A 21706-nucleotide genomic window follows, 5' to 3' on the forward strand; every position below is an offset into this window, starting at 1 on the left:
TTCGCGTTCGCTTTCGCGGTTTCGCTTGCTTCGCGTCCGCGAGACGGACGCCCTAAGTCGCTCGCCCGCCGAGCCCCCGGTATGCCCACGGCAGTCGCGGACGGGGTCGAACTGTACTACGACAGCGAGGGCGACGGCGAGACGGTCGCCTTCGTCGGCGACGCGGGCTACGGCGCGTGGCAGTGGGGGTGGCAGCACGCCGCCGTCGCCGGCCGCTACGAGAGCCTCGTGACCGACCTCCGCGGGGCCGGCCGCTCCGACGCGCCCGCGGGGCCGTACTCGGTCGCGACGCTCGTCTCCGACCTCGTGGCCGTCCTCGCGGACGCGAACGTCAGGAAGGCCCACCTCGTCGGATTCGGCCTCGGCGGGCTGGTCGCGCTGGAGGCCGCGCGGACGACGAACCGCGCCCGGAGCCTCACGCTCGTCGGCACCGCCGCCTCCGGGGATGGCATCGACCCCGACCCGCTCTCCGCCGCGCCCGACGACCCGGCCGCGCTCCGCGAGTCGCTCGCGCCGGCGCTCTCCGAAGAATTTCGCGCGGAACAGCCTGACGTGGTCGAGCAACTCGTCTCGTGGCGCAAACGGGAGGACGCCGACCCCGAGGCGTGGGCCGCGCAGGCCGCCGCCGTCGCCGACTACGACGCCGGCCCGCTGTACGAGGTGACGGTCCCGACGCTCGTCCTCCACGGCGGCGACGACCCGGTCTGGCCGGTCGAGGGTGGCCGCGCGCTGGCCGAGGGTCTCCCCCGCGGCGAGTTCGAGTCGTTCGCGGGCGCGCGCCACCTCGTCACCGTCGAGCGGTCGCGGCTCGTCAACGACGCGCTCGTCTCCTTTCTCGAATCGCTCGACGACGACTGAGCGTCGCTGTCGGGCGCTCTCCCCGCGGTCGCCGCCGACGCGCCCCGTCGCAGATGCCGGCAGTGAGCGTTCCGGGCGCAACTTCTTTAGAGCCGCACCGATTGTCTCTCCACGATGACTCGCCCGCGACTCGCGTTCTTGGACGCCTCCCACGGCGATTCGAGCACGTCACGAAACTTCAGGCGCGAACTCGACGCCGACCTCGTCGAGTTCGACGTGACCGACGGCCGTCTCCCCGACCACTTCGACTACGACGGCGTCGTTATCAGCGGCTCGTCGTCCTCGGTCTACTGGGACGAGCCGTGGATTCGCAACCTCGTGTCGTGGGTCGCCGACGCCGACGAGCGCGGCGTCCCCCTCTTGGGCGTCTGTTTCGGCCACCAGGTCGTCGCGGCGGCGCTCGGCGGCACCGTCGAGGACATGGGCGCGTTCGAACTCGGCTACAACGAAATCGAGCGGACTCGCCCGGACGACGGGAACGACATCCTCGCCGGCATCGGTGAGCGCTTCACCGTCTTCACCTCCCACGGCGACCGGGTGACGGAACTCCCGTCTGGAGCGGACCTCCTCGCCGAAAACGAGTTCGGCGTCCACGCGTTCCGCCGGAATCACGCCTTCGGCGTCCAGTTCCACCCCGAGTACGACACCGACACCGCAGAAGCCATCGCCCGCCAGAAGGACTTCCTCCCCGACGAGCGGATTCGCTCGGTCGTCGACGGTATCACGCCGGAGAACTACGCCGCCGCCTGCGAGGCAAAGCGCCTGTTCGACAACTTCGTCACCTACGTGAACCGGACGAACGCGGGCTCGGTCGAATCGGCGGCCTGAGCGTTCCGACGGTCGCGAGCCGTCTTCGAGTCGCATCCGAGCCGCCGTCGAGTCGTGCCCCTCTCGCTGCCGAGCCGCGCCTGCCCCGCTTTCGTCACCGACTTTTCGGTCGTCCGTCTTCCCCGAATCTCGACCGAGCGAATCGCTTTTCACCGCGCCGAGCGCAGGGTCTATCATGCTCGATTATCTGGAATTGGAGGGCGACCTGACCGGCGAAGAGAAACTCGTCCGCGACGAGGCCCGCCGCTTCGTCGACGAGCAGGTCAAACCCGACATCGGCGAGCACTACGAGGCGGGGACGTTCCCGACCGACCTCATCCCGAAGATGGGCGACCTCGGCTTTTACGCGCCCAACCTCGACGGCTACGGCCTCCCCGGTCTCGGCGAGCGCGCCTACGGCCTCTTGATGCAGGAACTCGAAGCCGGCGACTCCGGCCTCCGGTCGATGGCGAGCGTGCAGGGGTCGCTCGTCATCTACCCTATCCACGCCTACGGCTCCGACGAGCAGAAACAGCGGTGGCTTCCGAAACTCGGGTCGGGCGAGGCGGTCGGCTGTTTCGGCCTGACTGAACCGCAACACGGCTCGGACCCGTCGGGGATGGAAACCCGCGCCGAGCGCGACGCCGACGGCTACGTCCTCAACGGCTCGAAGACGTGGATTACGAACTCGCCCATCGCGGACGTGGCGGTCGTCTGGGCGCGCGACGTGTCGGCGGAGGGGTCGCCGGTCCGCGGGTTCCTCGTCGAGACCGACCGCGACGGCGTGACGACGAACAAAATCGAGGGCAAACTCTCGATGCGCGCGTCGGTCACGGGCGAAATCGGCCTCGACGACGTGCGCGTGCCCGAGGAAGACGTGCTCCCGGGCGTCGAGGGGATGAACGGGCCGCTGTCGTGTCTCACGCAGGCGCGGTTCGGCATCGCGTGGGGCGTCGTCGGCGCGGCGCGCGACGCCTTCGAGGACGCCCGTCAGTACGCGAAGGACCGCGACCAGTTCGGCGGCCCCATCGCGCGGTTCCAACTCCAGCAGGGCAAACTCGCGGAGATGGCGACCCAAATCACGAACGCGCAACTGATGGCCCACCGCCTCACCGACTTGAAAGAGCGCGGCGACCTGCGACACCAGCAGGTGTCGATGGCGAAGCGCCACAACGTCCGCGTCGCCCGCGAGGTGACCCGAACCGCCCGCGAGATGCTCGGCGGCAACGGCATCACGACCGACTACTCGCCGATGCGCCACATGGAGAACATCGAGACCGTCTACACCTACGAGGGGACCGACGACATCCACACGCTCGTCCTCGGCGCGGACCTGACGGGAATCGAAGCATTCCACTAGGGCTCGGGAGCGGACGCCCCCGTGGCTTTCGCTGTTGTGCGTGTCTCATGACAACAGTACACATACATTTATATCTTCCCGCCCATAGGTTACGATAGAGGCCCCACAATGACCACATCGGCCCAGGACCGTCCGACGGCGCTCGACCTGTCTCGCGAAGAGACGTGGATCGTCCACGCCGCCTTGCTCGACGCCATCGAGCGGGCGGTCGATGCAGACGAAGAGCCGACGCCGGCCCCCGGCCTGCTCGCGCGGGTCGAGGCCGGCGACGAAGATTTCGACAGCGCCGAACTCGACTATCTCGTAGACGCCCTCCGAACCTATCGGACACAGGCTCCCGCCCGGGACGACCACCACATCTCGCGCGTCCTCGAACACATCGAGGCCGCGCGGGCTTAGTCGCCCGCCCGACGCTCGCCCGCTGGCTTTTTCCGCTTCCGAGGTCCTCGAGCGGCCGCGTTCTCCGGTGATGCCGCCGACGCGTCCCGGTCGTCTCGGTGACCGACCCCGCCCCAACCACCGACTTCGACCCCGACTCCGTCTCCGAGTTCTCGCGTCTCGATGCGGACGTTTTAGTACGCGGTACGGCCAACGCCCGGCGATGGCTATCGACTCGAACTTCGACCAGAACCGGGAACGCGCGGGCGAGGAAAACGGCGTCGCCGTCTGGGGACCTGTCGAACCGCCGGAGAAACTCGGCATCCACGGCACCCACGTCGCCGTCGACTACGACATCTGTCTCGCGGACGGCGCGTGCCTCGAAAACTGCCCCGTCGACGTGTTCACGTGGGTCGACACGCCGGACCACCCGGTGAGCGAGAAAAAGGTCGAACCGACCAACGAAGACCAGTGTATCGACTGCATGCTCTGTGTCGACATCTGTCCCGTCGACGCCATCGACGTGGACGCCTCGCGGCAGGCCTGACGCGAAGACCAGACGTTATCTCTCCCCGCCGCGTCGCGTCGGCCATGGGTCTCATCCACACCGCCCTCGTCGTCTCGGACATCGACGCCACGCTCGATTTCTACGCCGACCTCGGCCTCGAACGGACCAACGAGTTCGAACTCGACGGCGTCCGGAACGTCTACGTCGGCAGCGACGACACCGACATGGAACTGCAGTTCAAGTACGACCCGACCTCGGCGGCGCGCGTCGAACCCGCCGGCATCGACCACGTCGCGGTCGAAGTCGCCGACGCCGACCGCGCCTTCGAGGACATCGTCGAGGCGCAGTCGCCCGACATCGTGAAACCGCCGGTGGACATCGACCCGGTGAACGCCCGCGCGGCGTTCGTGAAGGACCCCGACGGCTACGTCGTCGAACTCGTCTCCATCGAAGACTGAACTCACCCGCGGTACCGACTCGCCTCGGCCGCTGATTTTCGCCGACGCCGACGCTTCACTCACCCGACGGGCTCGCCGCGGCGAACAGGTATTTGTTGCCAGAGCGTCAATACGAAGTCGCTATGTCTGAGGACGTAACCGCGCTGTTGAAGCGCGCCTATCAGGACGAGATCGAGACCGTGATGAACTACATGACCAACTCCATCGTCCTCGACGGCGTCCGGGCCGAGGAGATTAAGGAGTCCCTCCAGACCGACATTCAGGAGGAACTCACCCACGCCGAACAGCTCGGGAACCGGCTGAAGCAGCTCGACGAGCAGCCGCCGGGCTCGGCGTCATTCGAGGCGCGCCAGCACGACCTCCAGCCCCCGGAGGACAGCACGGACGTGCTCGCCGTCATCAACGGCGTCCTCACGGCCGAGGAGGACGCCATCGAGACCTACCGCGCGCTCATCGACGCCGCGGAGGAGGCAAACGACCCCGTCACCGAGGACCTCGCCGTGACCATCCTCGCCGACGAGGAGGCCCACCGGACCGAGTTCCGCGGTTTCAAGAAAGAGTACGACCGCGAATAGGTCCTCCGAGCACCGAGCGCCGACCGACGGGCGACTGCACGAGGGTTCGATCGCGCTCCGTATTCACTACTTTTCGAAAAATGTGTCATTATCGACCCGTATCTAACAAATTATCATCTGTCACAAAAGTAGTATTCCCAGTTCTTCGAAACAGGGGTTTATTTTATCAATCCGTCGCTCTAACGACCGGTATGAGCACTGAACGCGGCAAAGGTACGGTCGCGGTGGTCGGCGGCGCCGGCGCAGTCGGGTCGAGCACGGCGTTCGCGCTGATGGAGAGCAGTCTCGTGGGCGAAATCATCCTCGTCGATATCGCCGAAGAGCGCGTCGAGGGCGAGGCGATGGACCTCAACCACGGCGCGTACTTCACGTCGCCGGTCCGGGTGCGGACGGGCGACTACGAGGACTGCTGGGACGCCGACGTGGTCATCGTCACCGCCGGAGCCAGCCAGAAGCCCGACGAGACCCGCCTCGACCTGATGGAGCGGAACGCCGACATCTTCGCCGACATGATTCCGCAGATTACCGAGGGGCTGAACGACGACGCCGTGATGCTCATCGTCACCAACCCCGTCGACGTGCTGTCGTACGTCACGTGGAAGGTGTCGGACCTGCCGGCCGAGCGCGTCATCGGGTCGGGGACCGTCCTCGACACGTCGCGGTTCCGCCACTCGCTCAGCCGCGAGTTCGACCTCGACCCGGCGAACGTCCACGCCTACGTCGTCGGCGAGCACGGCGACAGCGAGGTACTCGTCTGGAGTTCGGCGAACCTCGGCGGCATCCCGTTCGAGTCGTACGCCACCAGCCACGGCGTCGACGACATCGACGCGCTCAAAGCCCGCGTCGAAGAGGAGGTCCGCGAGGCCGCCTACGAGATTATCGAGCGTAAGGAGCGGACGAACTACGGCGTCGCCCGCTCGGTGGCCGCGACCACCGAGCGCATCCTCGGCGGCGACAACTCCATCCTCACCGTCTCGACGCTCGTCTCGGGGGAACACGGCATCGACGACGTCTACATGAGCCTCCCGTGTACCGTCAACCAAAGCGGCGTCCGCGACGTCCACGAGTTCGACCTCTCGGCGGACGAGACGGCGGCGCTCCGGGAGTCGGCGGGCGTCATCCGCGAGTCTATCGACCGCTTGGACCTACAGTAAAATAGCCGCGCCGCCGACTCAGTCGGCAGACGCGGGCGTCGTGTCCGCGCCCGTCCCCGTCGCGGCGGCCTTCGCGTCGAGCGCCTCCACGACGAGTTCAGAGATGTCCACGACGTCGATGGCTTCCTCGTAGTCACCGGTCTTACGGCCGTCTTCGTACATCGTCGCGCACATCGGGCAGGCGACGACGAAGCGCTCGACGCCGCCGGTCGTGTCGTCGAGCGCCTCGCGCAGGCGTTCTTCGGACGGCTTCGACTCCTCATCGTGGTCCATCCAGAGGCCGCCGCCGCCGCCGCCGCAACAGAACGACTGGTCGCGGTTGCGCGGCATCTCGGCGAGTTCGACGCCGGTCGCGCGGATGACCTCGCGGGGCGCTTCGTACTCGCCGTTGTACCGGCCGAGGTGACACGGGTCGTGGTACGTCACCGTCTGGGCGGCGAGTTCGTCACCCGCGAGGCCGAGGCGGTCGTCGCCGACGAGGCGCTCGACCAGTTGGGTGTAGTGGTACACCGGGTAGTCGAACGAGTCGTCCATCTCCGGGTACTCGTTTTTGAACGTGTTGTACGAGTGCGGGTCGGTGCAGACGATTTTGTCGAACTCGCAGTCGGCCATCGCGTCGACGTTGTCCTCGACGAGCATCTCGTAGAGGCCCTCCTCGCCGACGCGGCGCACGTCGTTGCCGTCGTGCCCTTCGTCCTCGTAGAGGATGCCGTAGGAGACGCCGGCTTCCTCGAAGATCTGGGCCAAAGAGCGGGCGACGGCGCGGTTACGCTCGTCGTAGGAGGGGTAGTCACCGACGTACCAGAGGAACTCGACCGATTCGTCGCGGGCGTCGGGCACCTCGAAGTCGAGGTCGTCGGTCCAGTCGGGGCGCTTGCGCTGGGGGTCCCCGAAGGCGTTGCCGTTCTGGAAGATGTTCATCATCGCCTCCTGGACCGGCTCTTGCTGTTGGCCCGTCTCGGTGAGCCGGCGGTTCATCTCGGTGAAGTGCGTGAGGTGTTCGATATCGACCGGGCAGGCGTCCATGCAGGCCATGCAGGCCATGCAGGACTCCATCGACTCGGCGTCGACGACGGAGGTGCCGCCGTCCGCGACGATGTCGATGGAGTCGCCGCCGGCGTCGACCGACTCGCGGTAGGCCTTCAGGTCGAGAATCACGTCCCTCGGGTCGAGGTTGCGGCCGGAGGCCTTCGCCGGGCAGGCGTCGGTACAGCGGCCGCACTTCGTGCAGGCGTCCATGTCGAGCATCGCCTTCCACGAGAAGTCGTCCTCGGAGACGTAGCCGATTTCGTCCGGCGGCGTGTCCGCGGGCACCTTCGGGAGGCGCGTGCCCGCCTTCTCGTCGGCGGTGACGACGTTGGCGAAGGAGGTGAGCATGTGCAGGGGCTTGGCGTAGGGGACGGCCGCGACGAACGCCAAGGCGAGGAGCGCGTGGGACCACCAGCCGAACCAGTAGAGCGTCTGCGCGAGGCCCTGTCCCATGCCCGCGGCGTCGAACACGAGGGCGACGAAGTAGCCGACGAAGCTCACCGTCTCGAAGTCGGGAAAGTCGGTGCCGACGATGCGGATGCCTTCGAGGACGTAGCCGCCGACGCCGAGGAAAAAGAGCGTCCAGACGAACGCGGCGTCCTCGAAGCCGGTGTGTTTGCCCCACAGCCGCGGGTGTCGGACGCCGTAGCGCCGCCACAGCGCCATCCCGACGCCGACGACGAACAACAGCCCCATGAGGTCCATGACGAACGAGTACGAGAGGTAGAAGTCGCCGACGAAGAAGGAACTGCCCGTCACCCGCCGCCACACGTCGATGTCGATGGCGAGGATGGTCGTCCCGATGAGGAGCGTCAGGAAGCCCCACATGATAAAGGCGTGCATCACGCCGGCGAACCGGTCGCGCTTGAACTGCTTCTCGTTGGAGAACACCACTTTCGCCGCCCGAACCGTCCGTCCCGGCAGGTCGGACAGCCGGTCGAACGGGTCTTCACCACCTTTCGCGTATCGCGCGAACCGCTCGTACACCCCGTAGAGGAACACGAGCGACGCGATGGCGGCGAGACCGTAGAAGAGCGCCTCGCCGACCGGACTAATCGTCCAGAACGTCTCCCGCGTAACATCCGCCTGTGCCGCAAAGTCCATAATCAATCACCGGAGAACGGAGGGTTAAATCTTGCCACCCGAGGCGTGTCGGTCGGCGGATTACGAGCGCCCCGGGCGACCTCAGAGCGCGAGGCTGACGAGGAGCGCGGCGGCGAGGACGAGTCCGGGCGCGTCGCGCCGGCCGAACCGAATCTCCGGAAGCGTCGGGTTCCACGCGAAACACCGCGCGCGGAGCGCGAGCGCGAGGGCGTCGGCCCGCGCGAACGACCGTCGGAGGCCGGCGGCGGCGACGAGCGAGAGCCGTTCGTCCAGCCGTCTTTCGCTCCCGAGGCGGGCCGCCTGCGCCTCGCGGACGCGGCGCAGGTCGCGGCGGACCAAGGGGAGAAACCGGAAGACGAGGGCGACGCCGACGCCGAGGGCGACGCCGAACCGACCCGGCACGAGCAGCTGAATCGCCGCGCGGGACTCGCGTACGGGCGTCGTCCTGACGTACGCCGCCGCGACGAAGAAGACGAGTAGCACGCGGACGCTGGCGAGCGCGGGTTCGACGGCCGCCTCGAGGTCGAACCACGGCGCGCCGAGGCGGGCGGCCTCGACGACCGGGCCGAGCGCGAGGAGCGGAATCGCGTAGCGGAGGTCGCGGAGGGCCGAAACGGGGGACGCGTCGGCGGCGCGGAGACAGCCCGCGGCGACGACGCCGAGCGCGACGAGTCCGGCGGGCGTCGTGTGCGCGAAGCCGGCCGCCGCGAAGGCGACCTGCACCGCAAGCTTGGTCCGCGGGTCGAGTCGGTGGGCGAGAGTGTCGCCCGGTTCGTACGTCAGCACGGCGGGCGAACGTCGAGGTCGGGGAGGCGGTCTGCGGCCTCGTCGGGCGCGGCGTCGAGGGCGACGTCGCCGTCGGCGAGGACGACCACGCGGTCGGCCAGTTCGGCCACGTCGCGCAGGTCGTGGGTGACGACGACGAGGCTCGTCCCCTCGGCGCGGAGGTCGCGGAGGCGGGCGAGCACGGAGCGCCGGGCGGGTTCGTCGAGGCCGGTGAACGGTTCGTCCAAGACGAGGTGGTCGGGGCGCATCGCCAGCGCGCCGGCGATGGCGAGTCGCTCGACCTCGCCGCCGGAGAGAGAGTCGACGCGCTCGTCTTCCCGGCCGTCGAGGTTGACCGCGGCGAGCGACTCGCGGACGCGGCGGTCGATGTCGCCGCGGTCGAGGCCGAGGTTCTCCGGGCCGAACGCCACGTCAGCGCCGACGGTCGCGGCGACGAGTTGGTCTTCGGGGTGCTGGAACACCATCGCCACCGCGGTCCGGGCGGCGACGAGGTGGTCCGAGACGGTCCGGCCGTTGACCGACACCGTTCCCTCGTCGGGGTCGAGCAGGCCGTTGAAGTGGCGGACGAGCGTGGTCTTGCCGGAGCCGTTCGCGCCCGCGACGACGACGCACTCGCCGTCGTCGATCGCGAGGTCGACCCCGTTGACCGCGACCGTGTCGCCGTACCGGTGGACGAGTCCCTCGACGCGAATCATCTACTGGGCGGCGATGGCGTCGGAGCGGACGATGCCGACCGCGGCGGCGATTTTGAACGCCTCGGCGGGGATGAACGCGGCGGAGGCCGTCCAGAAGGCGGATTCGAGGCCGACGCGATTGACGTACGCGAAGCCGAGCGTGCCGAAGGCGTAGACGACGACGGTCCCGGCGACCATCGCGCCGACGAGCCGGGGAGTGCTCACGCGGTAGTCACCGGCGCTGATACCGCCGTGGACGACGAGGCCGACGACGACGGCGGCGACGGGGTACGACCAGAGGTAGCCGGCGGTCGGGCCGACGAGCGGCGCGAGCCCTGCCGAGCCCCCGGCGAACACCGGCGCGCCGAGACCGCCGGCGGCGAGGTAGAGCGCGATTGAGCCGCCGCCCCAGACGGGGCCGAGGAAGATGCCCGCGAGGAAGACGACGAGCACCTGCATCGTCACCGGAATCGGTGAGATGGGGTTCGGGAACGAGACGTACCCACTCGCGCCCATGAGCGCCGCGAACAGGGCCGCGCGGGCGATGTTGCCGACGAGTTCGTCGCCGACGAGTTCGACTGACTCGCGTTCGGTTGCCATGCTCGTCGCTGTCTCGTAAACCCAGTTTAACTTATCGGTTTACAGACTCGGGGCGGGAGGTCGGTTCGATGCTCGTCGGCCGATTCGGGGGTCTCTCCGGCGCTCGGGCGGCTCTCCGGTTAGTCGGTCAGCATCATTAAAGACGCTGGGCGTGCCACGTTCCGGGTATGGACGAGAAGACCGCCGAACTCCGCGATATCTTCATCGAGGCGACCGGCTCGGACACCGTGACCGAACAGCAGTCCGAGTCGCGCGGGTCGCTCGCCGACGTGGACGACCCCGAAGCGGTCCGCGAGCGCGTCCGCGACATCGTGGCGACGATGCGCGAGCGCTACGCGTTCGACACCGAGTTCGACGACGACGCGCTCGTCGCGCTCGTCGTCGGCTTCTTCGACGGCGACTCCGACGCCGACCTCGCGGTCGAACTCGACGCGTCGCCCGAGGCGGTTCGCACCGCCCGGTTCGACCTCCACCTCGTCCGCGACGCCGACCGCGAGTTCCCGTTCGACGCCGACCGCTTCGACACCCTGCTCGTCGACGGCGCGGACGACGAGGCCATCGTCGAGGCGCTCGACGTGCCCGTCGAGGTCGTCTCCGAGTGCCGCCCCGTCGCCGAGGCGGACATCCGTTCGAGCCGGGCCAACTACCGCTTCCGCGACGACTTCGCGGAGCTTCTGACCGACGACGACCTCTCGAACCGGATGGCCGAGGACGCCCGCCGCGACGGCCTCCGCGAGGCGACGGAAGATATCGAGACCGACGTGTCGCTGTAACGGTCGGCCGAACGACGAAGGTTCTTAACCGATTGGAGACATACCCCTGTGCGATGGCGCAGGCCCCCCAGAACCGAGACCTGACGGAACGGTTCATCGAGTTCTACCGAAACTACTACCGAGAGGAGATCGGGACGCTCGCACAGCAGTACCCGAAGGAAAAGCGGTCGCTGCACATCGATTACGACGACCTCTATCGGTTCGATTCGGAACTCGCGGACGACTACATCACGAAGCCCGGCCAGTTCCAGGAGTACGCGGAGGAGGCGCTGCGCCTGTTCGACCTCCCCGCGGACGTGAAACTCGGGCAGGCGCACGTCCGGATGCGAAACCTCCCCGAGACGGTCGATATCCGGAACCTCAGGGTCAACGACGACCACATCGGGACGCTCATCTCGGTGCAGGGCATCGTCCGGAAGGCGACCGACGTGCGTCCGAAAATCACGGAAGCCGCCTTCGAGTGCCAGCGCTGCGGGACGATGAGCTACATCCCGCAGGGCGACGGCGGCTTTCAGGAACCCCACGAGTGTCAGGGATGCGAGCGCCAGGGGCCGTTCCGCATCGACTTCGACCAGTCGAACTTCGTCGACTCACAGAAACTGCGCGTCCAGGAGTCCCCCGAGGGCCTGCGCGGGGGCGAGACGCCGCAGAGCATCGACATCAACCTCTCCGACGACGTGACCGGCAAGGTCACCGCCGGCGACCACGTCACCGTCGTCGGCGTCCTCCACATCGAACAGCAGACATCGGGCAACGAGAAGACGCCCGTCTTCGACTACTACATGGAAGGCATCTCGCTCACCATCGAGGACGAGGAGTTCGAGGACATGGAGATATCCGACGAGGACGTGGCCGAAATCGTCGAACTCTCGAACGACCCGGCCATCTACGAGAAGATGGTCGAGTCCGTCGCGCCCGCCATCTACGGCTACGAGCAGGAGAAGATTGCCATGATTCTCCAACTGTTCTCGGGCGTCACGAAACACCTGCCCGACGGCTCGCGGATTCGCGGCGACCTGCACATGCTGTTGATAGGGGACCCCGGAACTGGCAAATCGCAGATGTTATCATATATCAGACATATTGCGCCCCGCTCGGTCTACACCTCCGGCAAGGGTTCGTCCTCGGCAGGTCTCACCGCCGCCGCCGTCCGCGACGACTTCGGCGACGGCCAGCAGTGGACGCTCGAAGCCGGCGCGCTCGTCCTCGCGGACAAGGGTATCGCGGCGGTCGACGAACTGGACAAGATGCGGCCCGAAGACCGCTCTGCGATGCACGAGGGGCTCGAACAACAGCAGATTTCGGTCTCCAAGGCCGGCATCAACGCGACGCTCAAGTCGCGGTGTTCGCTCCTCGGCGCGGCGAACCCGAAGTACGGCCGCTTCGACCAGTACGAACCCATCGGCGAGCAGATAGACCTCGAACCCGCGCTCATCTCGCGGTTCGACCTCATCTTCACGGTCACGGACGACCCCGACCCCGACGAGGACTCCAAGCTCGCGGACCACATCCTCAAGACCAACTACGCGGGCGAGCTGAACACCCAGCGGACGAACGTCGCCAACTCCGAGTTCACGGAACAGCAGGTCGACGCCGTCACCGACGAGGTCGCGCCCACCATCGACGCGGACCTGCTCCGCAAGTACATCGCCTACGCGAAGCGCACCTGCTACCCGACGATGACCGACGAGGCGAAGGAGGTCATCCGCGACTTCTACGTCGACTTCCGCGCCCGCGGTGCCGACGAGGACGCGCCCGTTCCCGTGACCGCCCGGAAGCTCGAAGCGCTCGTCCGCCTCGGCGAGGCCTCGGCCCGCGTCCGCCTCTCGGACAAGGTGACTCGCGAGGACGCAGAGCGCGTCACGGGCATCGTCGAGTCCTGCCTGCGAGACATCGGCATGGACCCAGAGACCGGCGAGTTCGACGCCGACATCGTCGAGACGGGCCGTTCGAAGACCCAGCGCGACCGCATCAAGAACCTGCTCGAACTCATCCGCACCATGCAGGAGGAGTACGAGGAGGGCGCGCCCCACGAGGAGGTCCTCGAACGCGCCAACAGCGAACTGAACATGGACGAAAAGACGGTCAACGACCAGCTTGACAAGCTGAAGATGAAAGGCGACATCTACGAGCCCCGCGGCGACGTGTACCGCGCGACTTGAGCCGTCCTCGGCTGCTGCGCCCGCCCGTCAGCGACTCGGCTTCGATTCCGCGCGGAACCGACGAACTTAGTGGAGCGTGCGCTGAGGGGACAGACGACCGATGGACCGAATCTCCGCCATCCGCAACATCGAAGACGCCATCCGCGACCTCGAATCGGGGGACGCGGACCTCGCCAGCACCGAGCAGCGCGTCGTGACCGTGCTCCGGACGTTCGCCACGGAGTTCGAAGACGACGCCGGCGACGGGACGCTCGACGCGTGGACGGCCGTCGGCGACGACCGCGCCGAGGGACTTGTCGTCCTCGCCGCCGACGCCGACGACGCGCGGGCGCGGGTCAGAGACTTACTCGACGAGGCGACCGGCGACGCCGACGACGTGACGTTCTCGGTCGAGCGCGTCTGAGACGACCGCCGCGGGGATTCGGAATCGGATTCGACGACCGCACGCTTCTGCCGTCGCCGTCACCGTCTCCGCCACCCATTGGTGTCATATAGCTGACCGGAGGGCGACGCGGTCGAACGATTTTTCTTTCGACTCCGTGACCGGTCGTGCGTGTTGTTGGTCGTGACCTATTCGCAGGCGGCGCGGACGACGCTTCGGAACATCTGCCGGACCCACGACGAGGTCGTAGTCCGTCAGTTGGGTCGCGCCGCGCTGTTCGACGAGACGGAGTTGGCCGCCTTCCTCGCGCTTCGGCTTCGGGAGAAACACGACGAAGACGTTCAAATCGAGCAAACCCAGCCGTTCAACGAGTTCGCGGCCGTCCCCGATGCGGTCCGCGAGGCCGCGGCCGCCTACGAGGACCGCGAGTCGCCGGCGACGCCGTACAGCAAGTTCGCCTCGGGGACCGACCACCCGTCGGCCGCCGAGATGCAGCGCCGCGAGCTATGAGGCTCCGATTGCCCGACGGAACCGCCGTCGAGGGGCGAGCTATCGACCTCGCCAGCGACTCGGTCGCTGTCGACGCCGACGAGGTCGTCGCCGCGATACGAGCGGACGGGAGAGCCGACGCGCCGGGCGCGGTCCGAATCGACTGCTCGTCGCCCGGCCCCGGCCACGACCGACTCGGCAGAGTTCCCGTTTCGGACCCGGCCCCGTCCCGCGGGTGGCTCCTCGCGGCAGTCGGGCGGTCCCGCGGCCGCCGCGCTCCCGTCGCCGACGACCTCGACCGACTCGAAGCGAAACTCGCGGAGCACCGCGACCGTGCGGCCGGGGAGTCGAATGCGGACGACCCCGAGCGCGTCGACACGTCCGCGGCCGCGCTCCGCCAGGCCCGCCACCGCGTCGCCGCCGCCGGAGAAGACGAGTCTCGGCTCAGAGAGCGCGTCGCGACCCTCCGCGGACGGGTGAACGCCCACCGCGACGCCGGCGACGACGAGGCGACCGCGGCGGCCCGACAGGAGCTCGTGGAGGCGGCGACGGAACTCTCGGAAGTCGAAACAGAACGCGTCGCGGCCGAACAGCGGCTGTCGGCGCTCGAACAGGCGAGCCGAGCCGAACGAGACAGGCGGGACGCGAGACTCAAACTCGAAGACGCGGTCGAGAACCGCCGCCGAGACGCGCGGGCGTACTTCGCGGCCGAACTCGGAGCGGAGTTCGAAGCGGCGCTCCGAGACCTCGCGTCGCTCCCGGCTGCGGCGACTCCGGCGGTCGACTCGCCACCTGTGCCGCCCGCCCCCGAATCAGACCCCGTCGCGCGCTCGCTGGCCGCCGTTCGCCTCGCCGACCTGTCCGCCCCGGTCGTCCTCTCGTGCGGCCGGTTTTCGGACGCCGAGGCCGCGGCGGACTGGCTCGGCGCGCCGGTCGTTCGGTGTTCTCCCTCCGATTGACGGGGCCGCTCCGGGCGTTGATTTATATACGAAGCGGCGGCCAACCCCGCCATGCACTCCGATATCGACGTGAGCGCGGACGACGGCGTCGCCCTCGTCTCGGTCCGAGTCGACAACGACGCGCCGGTCGACCGACGCGTCAGGCTTCGCAACCGCCTCGACGGCCCGGTGCTTCCGCCGCGTCGCGCCGGCGTCCCCGAACCCGGCTGGGACAACGAGGGCTTCGAAGGCGTCGTTCCCGCGGGTTCGACGGTCGCGCTCGGCTACGCCGTTCCCCTATCGCCGCCGGGCGACCGTGACGCCGAGGCTGTCGACGCCGACGGCCTCCCGGAGCACGCGGTCGATGTCGAGACGCTCGGCCGCGCCGACGAGTCGGACGAGGCCGCCGATTCGACGCCCGAGGGCGCGATTCGGTCGCTCGGCTCGGCGCGGCCGCCGGCCGACGCGGTTCCCGTTTCTGCTGACCCGCCGCCGACGGTCTCCGCGCCGGAGACGCCCGAGTCAGCTCCCGACACCGCCGGCGACGAACGCCCCGACCCGCTTCCGCGACCCGACCCCGACGCCGCCGGCGGCGAACGTTCCACTCCGTCCGAGCAGCCGACGGACGCCGACGTGTCGGCGGCGGTCGAGACGCGCGAGCCGCGCGACCACGAGACCCAGCGGCCATCGGAGCCGGCGTCTCTCGCGGCCGTCGAGCGTCGTATCGACCTCGCTGAGCGGCTGGACGGCGCGTCGGTCGCGGACGCCGCGGCGGCGCTCTCGGAGGCCGAACGCGGCGTTGAGGCGCTCGAATCGCTCGACGCGGACCGCGAACGCCTTCGTCGATTGGCGGCGCGCGCGACCGCGCTCGCGGACCGCGCGGCCGACGCCGACCCCGACGTGGACGCGCTCCGGAGGCTCGCGTGATTCTCGCGGTCGTCTCCGGGAAGGGCGGCGTCGGGAAGTCGACGCTGTCGTTCGAACTCGCGGCGGAACTGGGGTCGGTCGTCGTGGACGCGGACCTCGGAATGGCGAACCTTCCGTACGCGCCCGGTCCCGACCTCCACGACGTGCTCGCGGGTCGGGCCGACCCGCTCGAAGCCGTCCGCTCGGGCGGGCCGGTCTCGATACTCCCGTGCGGGCGGACGCTCGCCGGCGCGCGGGCGGCCGACACGCGCCTCCTCGCCGACGCGCTTCACGCGGTCGAAGCGGCCTACGGCGACGTGGTCGTGGACTGCCCCGCCGGGATGCGCGCCGATGCGGGCGTCCCGCTCGCCGTCGCCGACGCCTGCGTCGTGGTCGCGTCACCGAAGGGCTACGCGCTGGCCGACGCGGTTCGAACCCGCGAGCTGGCGCGCGAACTCGGCTGCGGGCTCGCCGCCGTCGCGGTCAACCGCGTCGTCGACGCGGTGCCGCTGGACGCCTTCGCCGACGTGCTCGGCGCGCCGGCGACGGGGATTCCCGCGGACTCGCGGCTGGCCGAGGCGGTCGAGCGGTTCGAGCCGGTCGTCGCGTCGTCGCCGGAGAGCCTTCCCAGTGCTCGGATTCGGGAACTCGCGGACGCGGTCCGGGTGAGCGGTCGGTAGAAGCGTCGTCTCGTCTTCGGTTCGTTCGCGAAACAGCGGTTCAGCTCTGGCGTCGTCGTCGCCGTCGGTCAGTGACGGTCGCAGTCTCGCGGCTCACTCGCGGAGCGCCACGTACGTCTTGCGGAGCGTCACGGGCGTCACGTCGGCTACGTCGGCGGCCTCGGCCTGCGTGCAGTCCTCGCCGCGGTCGGACGCGGCGGTGTAGAGACACGCCGCGGCGACGCCGCAGGGGTTCTTGCCGCCCACGAGCCCCTCGTCGCGGGCCTCGGCGACGTACTCGCGCGCCCGGCGTTCGGTGTCGCTGTCGAGGTCGAGCTTGGTCGCGAACCGCGGCAGGTACTCGGTCGGGTCGGCGGGCGCGACGGGGAGGCCGAGGTCGCGGTTGAGCGCGCCGTAGGCCGCTTGGTGCTCCGCCTCCGTAGCCTTCGACACGTCGCAGACCTCCTCGACGCTCCGGGAGACGCCGGCGACGCGGCAGGCGGCGTAGACGCAGGCCGCGGCGAACCCTTCGAGCGAGCGGCCGCGCAGGAGGTCTTCGTTCTGGGCGGACTCGAACAGCGAACACGCCTGGTCGCGGATGTGGTTCGGCAGCGACAGCGCGCTCGTCACGCGGCGAATCTCGGTGAAGGCGTACACCTGATTGCGCTCGCGCTTGGTCGAGATGCGGGCGCGGTTGTGCTGGCGGCGCATGCGGGCGAACTGCCGGCGCTTGCGGCCCTTGATACGCGTCGAGCGGCCGATTTCGGTCGACAGGCCGCGGTCGTGCCGCGAGCGGGTGAGCGGCGCGCCGGTCCGAGCGGGGTTGCGGTCGTCGTCGGCGAACGAGCGCCACTCGGGGCCGTGGTCGATGCGGTACTCCGAGACGACGAGACCGCAGTCGGTACAGACCGTCTCGCCGGCTTCGAAACCGAGGTGTCCATCGCATTCGGGGCAACCCTGGGGGGAGCGTGCTTCACTCATCACAATTGAAAATCGGTCCCGAACGGGTATTTAAACACGGGTTGTAACGGGGTCGAACACCCGACTCGGCGCGGTGAAGCCTACCGGTTACCGTTACGCTTGGATATCAGTACTGATACTATCTGAGAACACTTTTACCCGATAGGCGCGGAGCACCGAGCGATGGGGTTGTCAGAAATCGCCGCCGCGTTAGAGACGACGACGACTGAACAGCGTTCGCGCTGTGTCCCGACCGTCGATGACACCGATGTTTCCCTCCGCGAGCGCTTCGAGGCGCACGCAGACGCGCTCCCCTGTGCGCCTGCGGCAGCGGAACGGGTTGTCGAAGCACACGGGTCTGGCACGTCGGTCGGAGCCAGCGCGCGCGACGCAGGCGTCGCTCCCGTCACGGCGGCGAAGCTCTTGCACCGTTGCGGCGAAGCGGGCGTGACCCCCCTCGCACCCGAGGCGCGACGCATCGTCCGCGATTGGATCGACGGGCGCATCTCGCGCGCCGACGCGCTCGCGCTCACCGGCGCGGAGCCGTCGGAGTTCGCCCTCGCAACGTACGTCGAGACACACGACCCCATCGACCCCCTCGTCGAAGCCGTCGAGGGCGCGCTGGCCGACCGCACCGACGCGGCCGTCGCCAAGCGCGACTCGCTGGCCGAGACCATGAGCTCGGTCACCGATATGCAGTTCTGACGCGGGAAACGCCTCCCCACCTCCCGTTTTCGGCTCGGATTCCCCGCTCGCGAGCGGCGGCGCTCGTCGGTCAGCTATCGCTCCGTCCGAAACGCGGCTGGTGTCCCGTGCGCCTCAGCGACGGACGTACTCGCTGACCGAGCCGAGGACGCCGTCGGTGGCAGCCACGGCGTCGATTTCGATGTCGAGAAGCACCTCCGCGACCGCGGCGACGCCCGCCGCGAGCTCGGCGTCTTCGCGGCACGCCGGCGCGTCGGCGAGGCCGGTCGCCTCGGTCTCGGGCACGACCACGTCCGCGTCGTCGAGCGCGCCGAACGTGGAGACGACGGCGTCGATATCGGTGTCGATGTCGGCGGCCCGCGCACTGAGCCGACCGACCGCGTCGGCACCGCGGTCCGTGGCGGGCGCGACGAGCGCGACCCGGTCGCAGGCCGCGGCGGCGGCGACCGTCTGGTTCGACGCGAGGAGCGGCGCGTCGACGAGGACGTGGTCGAAGCCGTCTGCGGCCTCGGCGATACGACCTTCGAACGCCCGCGCGGCGTCGGGCGTCATCGCCCGCGCGAGCCGCTCGAAGGGGGCCGCGGCCGGGCAGACGGCGACGCGTCCCTCGGCGTCGGTCTCGAACGCGACCAGCCCCGACTCCAGCGGCACGTCGGCGGCGTCGGTGACAAGCGCCGTCGCGTCGGGGTCGAGCGTCCCCGAAACGTAGTCTGAGAGGCCCTGCGTGGCGAACGCCGCGTCGAGGACGGCCACGTCGCGGCCGTCGGTCGCGAGCGCTGCGGCGAGTTCGAGCGACAGTCGGGTCGTGCCCGCGCCGCCGGTGGCCCCGACGAGCGCGATGGTGGTGGGAATGGACATACCGCGAGTGGTCGGGTGCTCAGATTAATAGCTTCGGTCGCCCGCCGCCGGCGTCGCCGGACGCGCGACTACGCCGTCCACTCGCCGTCACCCGATTCCGGGTCCGCTCCCGGCGCGGCGTCCGCGCAGGCCCGGTAGAAACAGACCTTGTACGTTCGGCCGACGAGCGTCGTGACCGTCGAACCGACGGCCACGACGGCGATATCGACCGTCGACATCGGCGCTTGGAACGCCGTCACCGCGCCGGCGACGGTGGTCGCCCCGTCGAGGGTGACGAACCAGAGCACCGGCAGGTCGACGACCGAGGTCACTGCGGTCGCGACGACCGCGTAGCCGACGACGGCCCGGAGGTTGCTGAGGACGAAGTCGACGCTTCTACTGAGCGACCCGCCGGCGGTCTGTCCGTCGAGGACGACGGCGGTATCGAAGAAGATGAAGACGTAGACGACGGCCATCAGGACCACGAGCGCCACCCCGGACGCGGCGAGTTCGGCGGGCGTGAGGCTCGCGGAGCCGTTCAGCACCGCGTTGAGTCGGTCGAACCCGACGTAGCCGAGGACGCTGCCGCCGACGACCATCGCGACGACGAACACGACCAATCCGGCGAGGAGCGTCGCGCCGAGCAGGCTGACGTAGTAACGCTGTGCCGCGGTGGACGCGCGCAGGTCGGTGTCGGAGCCGGGGCGCGCGCCGTCGGCGACGGTGTAGAACGCGCCGGTGAGCGCCGGCACGGCGAGGAGTTGGAGGAGCGAGCCGACGGCCCCGGCCGGACCGGAGGCGTTGTTCAACGCGCCGACGAGCCCGAACGCGAGGGCGAACGCGACGAGCACCGGCGTCTCGGTGACGATTCGGAGGGCCGTTCGAAACGATTGGAGGACTGCCACGACAGTCGGCACTCGCGTCTCCCTTATATGTTTTTACATCGACACGTTCGGCGGGAGATGTAGCGCCGGCTGGAGCGACAGCGTGCCCTCAGCCCGAGATGGCCGCCTCGATGTCGGCCAGTTCCTCGTCGGAGAGGTCGGGGCGCTCGCCCGCGACGGCGTGGATGGGACTGCCGCCGTCGCCCTCGAACCGCGGGACGATGTGGACGTGGACGTGGTCGACCTCCTGGCCGGCGGCGGGGCCGTTGTTGATGCCGACGTTCGTCGCGTCGGCGTCGACCGCCGCCTCGACGCGCGGCACGAGGTCGTTCACGGCGGCGAACAGGTCGGCCGCGGCGTCCGCCGGCACCTCGTCGAGGCGGGCGTGGTGCTCTTTCGGGACGACGAGCGTGTGACCGGGCGCGAGCGGGTTGGCGTCGAGGAACGCAAGCGATTGGTCGGTCTCGTGGACGATTCGGCCGGGGATGTCGCCGTCGACGATAGCGCAGAAGATGCAGTCGGACATACGTCGGATGTCGATTGACGAGGAAAAGAAAGTTCGGACCGGTCCGTGCGTGCCGTCTCGTCTGTCTCGCTGTCGGCACAGGTGGAGCGTGTCCACCGAACCTCCTCGGCCGATTGTGGAGGGTCTCGTCTGTGAGAGACGCAACTGCGCCAATTGCACGCAATCGCAACTGCAATCGACCCTCGATTGCGCAACCTCCCGCTGTTCCCTCGGCGAACTAGTTGATATTGCGCGCAATCCATCTCAGATTGCGTAATACATCTATTGAATTGCGCAATAATCGGTGGGTTATCGCTCGGGAAGCAACGCCTCCAAGTCGGCCAGATACTCCTCTAACTCGTAGCCGAGACGCGACAGCCACACGTCGCGGTACGAGGGGTGTAAAAGCGGGACCACGGTGTAGCCGAACCGCTCGCTCTCGACGGGGTCGAGGACGGTATCGAGGAAGCCGTCCAGCGAGGCGTCGTCGAGCGCGAGGACGCTTTCGGTCGCGTGGCGGCCGGTCGGGACCACCACGTCGGGGTCGACGGCTTCGAGTTCGGAAACGAGGTGGTCGCGGCAGTTCGCCTTTTCGGCGGCCGTGGGCGCGCGGTTCGACCCTTCGCCGTCCGAAGGGAAGCACTTGACGGCGTTCGTGTAGAAGACGCCCGATTCGTAGCCGACGGCGGCCATCGTCTCGCGGATGCGGCGGCCCGAGTGCCGGGCCGTGTAGGACATCCCGGTCCAGTTGCCGCCCCGCCAGCGCTCGGCGTCGGGGTTGCCCGCGCCCGGCGCTTCCCCGACGACCATCACGGTCGCGTCGTCGGGGCCGACGCCCCACGAGATGCGGTTGCGGCAGTCGACGAGCGCCGGACAGCGCGCGCAGTCGGGTTCGAGGACGAGCGTCTCGTCGGCGTCGGGGAACCGCGGGTCGGCGTCGACCATCTACTCCGTCAGCGGGAGCACGATGCCGAAGATAATCGGCGAGAACAGCACCAGCGCGATGCCGAGCCACTCGGCGTCGAAAAACAGCGTTCGCTCCCAGCCGGGGATGGCACCGCCGCTCACGGCGAGGGCGACTTTCGCGCCGATAGCGCCGAACAGGAACAGCGCGAGCCCCAGTCCGAGGCCGGTCTTGGTCATCCGCGGGTAGTCGATGTCTCCGTAGCGTCCCATACTATCCCGAGATGCGGGGACTGGCAAAACCGTTTCGAG

At 68.8% G+C, this 21706-nt stretch carries 26 protein-coding genes; 16 read left to right on the forward strand and 10 right to left on the reverse strand.

Features of this window, described 5'->3' with window-relative positions; translation table 11 throughout:
- The first annotated feature begins 81 nt into the window (after nucleotides 1-81).
- The 8 genes from HVO_RS05710 to HVO_RS05745 all read left to right on the forward strand — a co-directional run bounded on the left by HVO_RS05710 (nucleotide 82) and on the right by HVO_RS05745 (nucleotide 6098).
- Nucleotides 82-858, forward strand: coding sequence for an alpha/beta fold hydrolase (locus tag HVO_RS05710; protein WP_004045321.1), 777 nt, complete (start codon nucleotides 82-84; stop codon nucleotides 856-858).
- A gap of 114 nt (nucleotides 859-972) precedes the next feature.
- Complete coding sequence (locus tag HVO_RS05715) at nucleotides 973-1686, forward strand: type 1 glutamine amidotransferase (protein WP_004045322.1); 714 nt, start codon at nucleotides 973-975, stop codon at nucleotides 1684-1686.
- 175 nt (nucleotides 1687-1861) lie between these two features.
- Nucleotides 1862-3025 (forward strand): acyl-CoA dehydrogenase family protein, encoded by a 1164-nt coding sequence (locus HVO_RS05720; protein ID WP_004045323.1) that lies wholly within the window; start codon nucleotides 1862-1864, stop codon nucleotides 3023-3025.
- 108 nt (nucleotides 3026-3133) lie between these two features.
- On the forward strand, nucleotides 3134-3424 hold the full coding sequence (locus HVO_RS05725; protein ID WP_004045324.1) for a DUF7853 family protein: 291 nt from the start codon (nucleotides 3134-3136) through the stop codon (nucleotides 3422-3424).
- Between the two features lie 202 nt (nucleotides 3425-3626).
- A complete protein-coding gene (locus HVO_RS05730; RefSeq protein WP_004045325.1) occupies nucleotides 3627-3950 on the forward strand; it encodes a 4Fe-4S dicluster domain-containing protein in 324 nt (107 codons plus the stop codon).
- Nucleotides 3951-3994: 44 nt separating this feature from the next.
- A complete protein-coding gene (locus tag HVO_RS05735; RefSeq protein ID WP_004045326.1) occupies nucleotides 3995-4369 on the forward strand; it encodes a VOC family protein in 375 nt (124 codons plus the stop codon).
- Between the two features lie 122 nt (nucleotides 4370-4491).
- Complete coding sequence (locus HVO_RS05740; RefSeq protein ID WP_004045327.1) at nucleotides 4492-4944, forward strand: ferritin-like domain-containing protein; 453 nt, start codon at nucleotides 4492-4494, stop codon at nucleotides 4942-4944.
- A gap of 191 nt (nucleotides 4945-5135) precedes the next feature.
- Nucleotides 5136-6098 carry an L-lactate dehydrogenase gene (locus HVO_RS05745; RefSeq protein ID WP_004045328.1) on the forward strand — a complete coding sequence of 321 codons (963 nt, stop codon included), beginning with the start codon at nucleotides 5136-5138 and terminating at the stop codon, nucleotides 6096-6098.
- An 18-nt stretch (nucleotides 6099-6116) separates the two neighbouring features.
- Here HVO_RS05745 and HVO_RS05750 read toward each other — a convergent pair whose 3' ends face one another.
- From HVO_RS05750 to HVO_RS05765, 4 genes are all read right to left on the reverse strand, one after another.
- On the reverse strand, nucleotides 6117-8231 hold the full coding sequence (locus tag HVO_RS05750) for a (Fe-S)-binding protein (RefSeq protein WP_004045329.1): 2115 nt from the start codon (nucleotides 8229-8231) through the stop codon (nucleotides 6117-6119).
- A gap of 81 nt (nucleotides 8232-8312) precedes the next feature.
- Nucleotides 8313-9017, reverse strand: a complete 705-nt coding sequence (locus HVO_RS05755) for an energy-coupling factor transporter transmembrane component T family protein (protein WP_004045330.1) — start codon at nucleotides 9015-9017, stop codon at nucleotides 8313-8315.
- Entirely contained in the window at nucleotides 9011-9712 is a 702-nt protein-coding gene (locus HVO_RS05760) for an energy-coupling factor ABC transporter ATP-binding protein (protein WP_004045331.1), read from the reverse strand. The genes HVO_RS05755 and HVO_RS05760 overlap by 7 nt, the downstream gene beginning before the upstream one ends.
- Nucleotides 9713-10291, reverse strand: a complete 579-nt coding sequence (locus HVO_RS05765; RefSeq protein WP_004045332.1) for a biotin transporter BioY — start codon at nucleotides 10289-10291, stop codon at nucleotides 9713-9715.
- A 167-nt stretch (nucleotides 10292-10458) separates the two neighbouring features.
- On the opposite strand from HVO_RS05765, the gene HVO_RS05770 reads away from it, so the two are divergent.
- From HVO_RS05770 to HVO_RS05800, 7 genes are all read left to right on the forward strand, one after another.
- The gene (locus HVO_RS05770) at nucleotides 10459-11064 is read left to right on the forward strand and encodes a hypothetical protein (protein ID WP_004045333.1); all 606 of its coding nucleotides are present in this window, start codon (nucleotides 10459-10461) and stop codon (nucleotides 11062-11064) included.
- A 53-nt stretch (nucleotides 11065-11117) separates the two neighbouring features.
- Entirely contained in the window at nucleotides 11118-13226 is a 2109-nt protein-coding gene (locus HVO_RS05775; RefSeq protein WP_004045334.1) for a minichromosome maintenance protein MCM, read from the forward strand.
- 100 nt (nucleotides 13227-13326) lie between these two features.
- Nucleotides 13327-13629 (forward strand): DUF7854 family protein, encoded by a 303-nt coding sequence (locus HVO_RS05780; protein WP_004045335.1) that lies wholly within the window; start codon nucleotides 13327-13329, stop codon nucleotides 13627-13629.
- A gap of 150 nt (nucleotides 13630-13779) precedes the next feature.
- Nucleotides 13780-14118 (forward strand): DUF7855 family protein, encoded by a 339-nt coding sequence (locus tag HVO_RS05785; RefSeq protein ID WP_004045336.1) that lies wholly within the window; start codon nucleotides 13780-13782, stop codon nucleotides 14116-14118.
- Nucleotides 14115-15056: a DUF7856 family protein gene (locus HVO_RS05790; RefSeq protein ID WP_004045337.1), complete on the forward strand. Its 942-nt coding sequence runs from the start codon at nucleotides 14115-14117 to the stop codon at nucleotides 15054-15056. Before HVO_RS05785 ends, HVO_RS05790 begins: the two co-directional genes overlap by 4 nt.
- A gap of 51 nt (nucleotides 15057-15107) precedes the next feature.
- Nucleotides 15108-15962, forward strand: coding sequence for a DUF7857 domain-containing protein (locus tag HVO_RS05795; protein ID WP_004045338.1), 855 nt, complete (start codon nucleotides 15108-15110; stop codon nucleotides 15960-15962).
- Complete coding sequence (locus tag HVO_RS05800) at nucleotides 15959-16621, forward strand: P-loop NTPase (RefSeq protein ID WP_004045339.1); 663 nt, start codon at nucleotides 15959-15961, stop codon at nucleotides 16619-16621. Before HVO_RS05795 ends, HVO_RS05800 begins: the two co-directional genes overlap by 4 nt.
- A 93-nt stretch (nucleotides 16622-16714) precedes the next feature.
- Here the strand turns inward: HVO_RS05800 and HVO_RS05805 are convergent, their stop codons facing one another.
- Nucleotides 16715-17581, reverse strand: coding sequence for a transcription initiation factor IIB (locus tag HVO_RS05805; protein WP_004045340.1), 867 nt, complete (start codon nucleotides 17579-17581; stop codon nucleotides 16715-16717).
- 162 nt (nucleotides 17582-17743) lie between these two features.
- Here HVO_RS05805 and HVO_RS05810 point away from each other — a divergent pair, with 162 nt between their 5' ends.
- On the forward strand, nucleotides 17744-18265 hold the full coding sequence (locus HVO_RS05810) for a DUF7858 family protein (protein WP_004045341.1): 522 nt from the start codon (nucleotides 17744-17746) through the stop codon (nucleotides 18263-18265).
- 114 nt (nucleotides 18266-18379) lie between these two features.
- On the opposite strand, the gene HVO_RS05815 is transcribed toward HVO_RS05810, so the two are convergent.
- The 5 genes from HVO_RS05815 to HVO_RS05835 all read right to left on the reverse strand — a co-directional run bounded on the left by HVO_RS05815 (nucleotide 18380) and on the right by HVO_RS05835 (nucleotide 21667).
- Nucleotides 18380-19123 carry a cell division inhibitor gene (locus tag HVO_RS05815; protein ID WP_004045342.1) on the reverse strand — a complete coding sequence of 248 codons (744 nt, stop codon included), beginning with the start codon at nucleotides 19121-19123 and terminating at the stop codon, nucleotides 18380-18382.
- Nucleotides 19124-19191: 68 nt separating this feature from the next.
- A complete protein-coding gene (locus HVO_RS05820; protein ID WP_004045343.1) occupies nucleotides 19192-20007 on the reverse strand; it encodes a DUF7847 domain-containing protein in 816 nt (271 codons plus the stop codon).
- Between the two features lie 88 nt (nucleotides 20008-20095).
- Complete coding sequence (locus HVO_RS05825) at nucleotides 20096-20512, reverse strand: HIT family protein (protein WP_004045344.1); 417 nt, start codon at nucleotides 20510-20512, stop codon at nucleotides 20096-20098.
- Nucleotides 20513-20800: 288 nt separating this feature from the next.
- A complete protein-coding gene (locus HVO_RS05830) occupies nucleotides 20801-21436 on the reverse strand; it encodes a uracil-DNA glycosylase (RefSeq protein ID WP_004045345.1) in 636 nt (211 codons plus the stop codon).
- The gene (locus HVO_RS05835; RefSeq protein ID WP_004045346.1) at nucleotides 21437-21667 is read right to left on the reverse strand and encodes a DUF7860 family protein; all 231 of its coding nucleotides are present in this window, start codon (nucleotides 21665-21667) and stop codon (nucleotides 21437-21439) included. It lies immediately after the preceding gene.
- Nucleotides 21668-21706 lie beyond the last annotated feature (39 nt).

It is taken from the genome of Haloferax volcanii DS2 (assembly GCF_000025685.1).
Lineage (GTDB): Archaea > Halobacteriota > Halobacteria > Halobacteriales > Haloferacaceae > Haloferax > Haloferax volcanii.

Coding starts and splice junctions, on each gene's coding strand:
- HVO_RS05750 (WP_004045329.1), bottom strand. CDS start 8,231: ATGGACTTTGCGGCACAGGCGGATGTTACGCGGGAGACGTTCTGGACG.
- HVO_RS05825 (WP_004045344.1), bottom strand. CDS start 20,512: ATGTCCGACTGCATCTTCTGCGCTATCGTCGACGGCGACATCCCCGGC.
- HVO_RS05735 (WP_004045326.1), top strand. CDS start 3,995: ATGGGTCTCATCCACACCGCCCTCGTCGTCTCGGACATCGACGCCACG.
- HVO_RS05795 (WP_004045338.1), top strand. CDS start 15,108: ATGCACTCCGATATCGACGTGAGCGCGGACGACGGCGTCGCCCTCGTC.
- HVO_RS05775 (WP_004045334.1), top strand. CDS start 11,118: ATGGCGCAGGCCCCCCAGAACCGAGACCTGACGGAACGGTTCATCGAG.
- HVO_RS05805 (WP_004045340.1), bottom strand. CDS start 17,581: ATGAGTGAAGCACGCTCCCCCCAGGGTTGCCCCGAATGCGATGGACAC.
- HVO_RS05745 (WP_004045328.1), top strand. CDS start 5,136: ATGAGCACTGAACGCGGCAAAGGTACGGTCGCGGTGGTCGGCGGCGCC.
- HVO_RS05710 (WP_004045321.1), top strand. CDS start 82: ATGCCCACGGCAGTCGCGGACGGGGTCGAACTGTACTACGACAGCGAG.
- HVO_RS05770 (WP_004045333.1), top strand. CDS start 10,459: ATGGACGAGAAGACCGCCGAACTCCGCGATATCTTCATCGAGGCGACC.
- HVO_RS05830 (WP_004045345.1), bottom strand. CDS start 21,436: ATGGTCGACGCCGACCCGCGGTTCCCCGACGCCGACGAGACGCTCGTC.
- HVO_RS05725 (WP_004045324.1), top strand. CDS start 3,134: ATGACCACATCGGCCCAGGACCGTCCGACGGCGCTCGACCTGTCTCGC.
- HVO_RS05835 (WP_004045346.1), bottom strand. CDS start 21,667: ATGGGACGCTACGGAGACATCGACTACCCGCGGATGACCAAGACCGGC.
- HVO_RS05765 (WP_004045332.1), bottom strand. CDS start 10,291: ATGGCAACCGAACGCGAGTCAGTCGAACTCGTCGGCGACGAACTCGTC.
- HVO_RS05740 (WP_004045327.1), top strand. CDS start 4,492: ATGTCTGAGGACGTAACCGCGCTGTTGAAGCGCGCCTATCAGGACGAG.
- HVO_RS05790 (WP_004045337.1), top strand. CDS start 14,115: ATGAGGCTCCGATTGCCCGACGGAACCGCCGTCGAGGGGCGAGCTATC.
- HVO_RS05730 (WP_004045325.1), top strand. CDS start 3,627: ATGGCTATCGACTCGAACTTCGACCAGAACCGGGAACGCGCGGGCGAG.
- HVO_RS05780 (WP_004045335.1), top strand. CDS start 13,327: ATGGACCGAATCTCCGCCATCCGCAACATCGAAGACGCCATCCGCGAC.
- HVO_RS05810 (WP_004045341.1), top strand. CDS start 17,744: ATGGGGTTGTCAGAAATCGCCGCCGCGTTAGAGACGACGACGACTGAA.
- HVO_RS05715 (WP_004045322.1), top strand. CDS start 973: ATGACTCGCCCGCGACTCGCGTTCTTGGACGCCTCCCACGGCGATTCG.
- HVO_RS05815 (WP_004045342.1), bottom strand. CDS start 19,123: ATGTCCATTCCCACCACCATCGCGCTCGTCGGGGCCACCGGCGGCGCG.
- HVO_RS05720 (WP_004045323.1), top strand. CDS start 1,862: ATGCTCGATTATCTGGAATTGGAGGGCGACCTGACCGGCGAAGAGAAA.
- HVO_RS05760 (WP_004045331.1), bottom strand. CDS start 9,712: ATGATTCGCGTCGAGGGACTCGTCCACCGGTACGGCGACACGGTCGCG.